Here is a 3,393-nt window from a genome sequence, read left to right as displayed (position 1 = left end):
GCACGGCCCAGGGTCGTGGACCTGGGCACTGGCTCCGGCGCGATTGCGGGCTCGATCGCGTACGAGGTCCCCGGCGCCGAGGTCCACGCCGTGGAGTTCAGCGAGTTCGCCCACGCCTGGGCGGCCAAGAACCTCCTGCCGCTTGGCGTCCAGCTGGTGCGCGGCGATCTGCGCACCGCACTGCCTGAACTTAACGGCAGCTTCGACGTCGTCGTGTCCAATCCGCCCTACATCCCCGCCGAAGCGGTCCCCAACGAACCTGAAGTGGCGCTGCACGACCCGCCCGAGGCGCTGTACGGCGGGGGAGCGGACGGAATGGAACTTCCGACGGCGGCAGCGGCTTCCGCCGCCCGGCTGCTGGCCCCCGGGGGCTACTTCGTGATGGAGCACGCCGAGGTCCAGGCAGGCTGGATCGCCGCGATGCTGGAGCGCTCCGGACTCTGGACCGGCGTGGCAACGCACCTGGACCTCAACGGCCGGGAACGCGCCACCAGCGCCGTGCGTCGAACCGAACCACACCAGCACTGATGAAAGGATAGGCCAGTGACGACTAGCTACGATTGCGCGGACGCCGAACAGCGTGCCGCCGGACTCGAACACGCCCAGCGGGCCATCCGCGAACACAAGTGCGTGGTCCTCCCCACCGACACCGTGTACGGCATCGCCGCGGACGCGTTCTCCCCGCAGGCCGTGACGCTGTTGCTGGCCGCCAAGGGCCGCAGCCGGAAGATGCCGCCGCCGGTGCTGATTCCGCGGCTGAATGCCCTCGACGGCCTCGCCACCGATGTCCCGGCCGAGGCCCGCCGCCTGGCCGAGGCGTTCTGGCCCGGGGGCCTGACGCTCATCCTGCATGCCCAGCCCTCGCTGGACTGGGACCTGGGCGAGACCAGGGGCACCGTGGCCCTGCGCCTCCCGGCCGACGACGTGGCCCAGGACCTGCTCACCCTGACCGGGCCGTTGGCGGTGTCCTCCGCCAACCGGACCGGCCAGGCGGCCGCGCAGAGCGCCGCCGGGGCCGAGGCGCAACTGGCGGAGTCGGTGGAGGTCTACCTTGAGGGCGGCCACCGGCCGGTCGAAGGAGACGGGGCCGAGCCGTCCACCATTATCGATGCCACCGCCCTGCCGCTGCGCGTGGTCCGCCAGGGCGCTATCAGCCTGGAGCGGCTGCGTGAGGTGGTGCCAGGCGTGCTCGGCGCCGGCGAAGAGGCACCCGGGACCGGTGCGGAACCCGATGCCCCCGACGAATCCCCAAGGAACTGACATGCAGCCCAAAGTCGCCGTCGCGGCAGTAACTTTTGACCGCCACGAGGAGCTCGCCCTGCTGCTGAAGGGGCTGGCCGAGCAGACCGCACCGATCCACTCGATCGCCTTGGTGGACTCCGGCACCGTCCCGGCCACCGACGTCGTCACGTCCGGGGGAGCGGACAACATCAACTACCTGCGGTCCGAGGCGAACCTCGGCGGGGCCGGCGGCTTTGCGTACGCGATCCTTGCGGCGATGGCGAGCGGCGCCGAATGGATCTGGATGATGGACGACGACGGCCATCCCGAGGACGCCAGCTGCCTCGCCGAGCTGCTGAAGACCGCCGGCGAGCACCAACTCGACATCGTGAGCCCGCTGGTGGCCGCCACGGCCGACCCGAACCGGCTGTCCTTCAACTTCAGGATCAACGGCCTGCTCACCAACGACCGCTCGCGGCTGGCACCGATGGGCTACCTCCCGGACATGGTGCACTTCTTCAACGGCGCGCTGATCCGGACCGAGGTGTTCTACAAGATCGGCATCCCGGATGTGAAGTTCTTCATCCGCGGAGACGAAGTCGACTTCCTCTCGCGCGTGAAGAAGGCCGGCCTGAAATACGGCACGCTCGCCACGGTGGCTGTCCAGCACCCCGCCACCTGGACCGAGATGAAGCCGGTCTTCGGCGGGTTCATCACGCCGGTCATCCCCGAGGGCGAGTTCAAACGCTACTGCTACTTCCGCAACCGGGGCTACCTGACCCGCAAGTACCGGAACCTGCGCTGGTTCGGTGCGGACATCATCGGCTTCCCGTACTACTTCCTGAAGACCGGGGACCTCAAAGGCCTGGCGCACTGGTTCCGCGCCTACTCCACCGGTTTCCGCGGCAAGGGCTTCGGCTCACCCGCGGAACTGATGTCCGCCAACAGCTAGGCCGCCGTGGAAGACCTGTACGCCGTCGTCGTCACCTATAACCGTGCCGACTTTTTGGACAATCTGCTCAAATCCTTTGCCCGGCTCGACACCGGTCCCGCCAGGATCATCGTGGTGGACAACGCCAGCAGCGACCACACGGCCGACGTCGTGTCCCAGGCGCGCACTGCCGGCGGCCCGCCGATCGTGTACGAGCGGCTGAGCGAGAACGTCGGCGGTGCAGGCGGATTCTCCCGCGGCGTGGAATTGGCGCTGGAATCAGGTGCGGGCTGGCTGTGGCTGATGGACGACGACGTCGAGGTCCTCCCCGGCGCGGTGGATGCGCTGGAGAAGTTCACGCAGGATTACTCCTGCATCATCGGCCGCCGGTACGACGCCAACGGCAACCCCTTCTTCTGGCAGCACCACTTTGTCGAGGCGCTGGGCGTCTTCCTCCCGGTTTCGCGCGATGTTTTCCGGCATTCGGAGGTCTTCCGCACCAACGTGGGAAATTTCGAAGGCATGCTGATCAAGGCCTCGGTGGCCCGGACCATCGGGCTGCCGGATCCGCGCTTCTTCATCACCTGGGACGACGCGATCTACGGCTGGCTCGCAGCGCTGCAAACCCCGGTGGTCTACGTTAACGCGTTCGTCATCAAGAAGGTCCGGGCGCAGCGCCAGGTGGACCTGGGGCTGCGCCATCTCAACGATTCGTCTGACCTGAGCCGCCGTTACGTGATGCGGAACCGCGGGCACGTCGCCCAGTACCTGAGGGCCCACGGCAGGTTCCACCAGGCCGGTTTCGGCGCCGGGACGGCCCTGACGTTCCTGAAGGAAATCGCCCGGCTCATCCTTGTCGAACGGACCTTGAAGGGGACTGGCGCACTCTGGCAGGGGTGGCGGGAATCGCGCGCGATCCTGGCCGACCGCGGCTGGGAACCCATGCCCGCGCTGCCGGATTGACGCCCGGCCGGGGCCGCAGACCAAGGCTGCTGAGGCTGAAGCGATTACTATCGTTCTAGGCCCCGACGCCGTCCGACAGTCTTGCGGCGGGGAATTTTGTGAATCAGGCGGATGGCCGCCGTGGTACTGGAAGTCGGTTGCAAGCTCTGTTGATTACGAAATCTGAAACGCGCGATGCCGCGGCAGCCCGGGACGAGAAGCCCGCCCTCTGGATCTGGATCCAGCTCTTCCTCGACTCCATGTCGTGGGTGGTGGCGATCGTCCTGGCCTTGCTGCTG

The 3,393-nt window shown here is 67.6% G+C and carries 4 protein-coding genes; all 4 read left to right on the top strand.

What is annotated here, in order from left to right; genetic code table 11:
• Positions 1-528 (top strand): N5-glutamine methyltransferase family protein (locus AB4Y86_RS15075; RefSeq protein ID WP_441403007.1); only part of this gene is annotated, 528 nt, incomplete at its 5' end.
• Between the two features lie 15 nt (positions 529-543).
• Complete coding sequence (locus AB4Y86_RS15070) at positions 544-1,260, top strand: L-threonylcarbamoyladenylate synthase (RefSeq protein ID WP_441403006.1); 717 nt, start codon at positions 544-546, stop codon at positions 1,258-1,260.
• Position 1,261: 1 nt separating this feature from the next.
• Positions 1,262-2,173 (top strand): glycosyltransferase, encoded by a 912-nt coding sequence (locus tag AB4Y86_RS15065; RefSeq protein WP_441403005.1) that lies wholly within the window; start codon positions 1,262-1,264, stop codon positions 2,171-2,173.
• Between the two features lie 6 nt (positions 2,174-2,179).
• Positions 2,180-3,115, top strand: a complete 936-nt coding sequence (locus AB4Y86_RS15060) for a glycosyltransferase (protein WP_441403004.1) — start codon at positions 2,180-2,182, stop codon at positions 3,113-3,115.
• Positions 3,116-3,393: the final 278 nt, after the last annotated feature.

The organism is Arthrobacter sp. 2YAF22_2 (assembly GCF_052114645.1).
Lineage (GTDB): Bacteria > Actinomycetota > Actinomycetes > Actinomycetales > Micrococcaceae > Arthrobacter.
The sequence above is the reverse complement of the archived record's forward strand: the minus strand, read 5'-3'. Positions and strand labels throughout refer to the sequence as shown.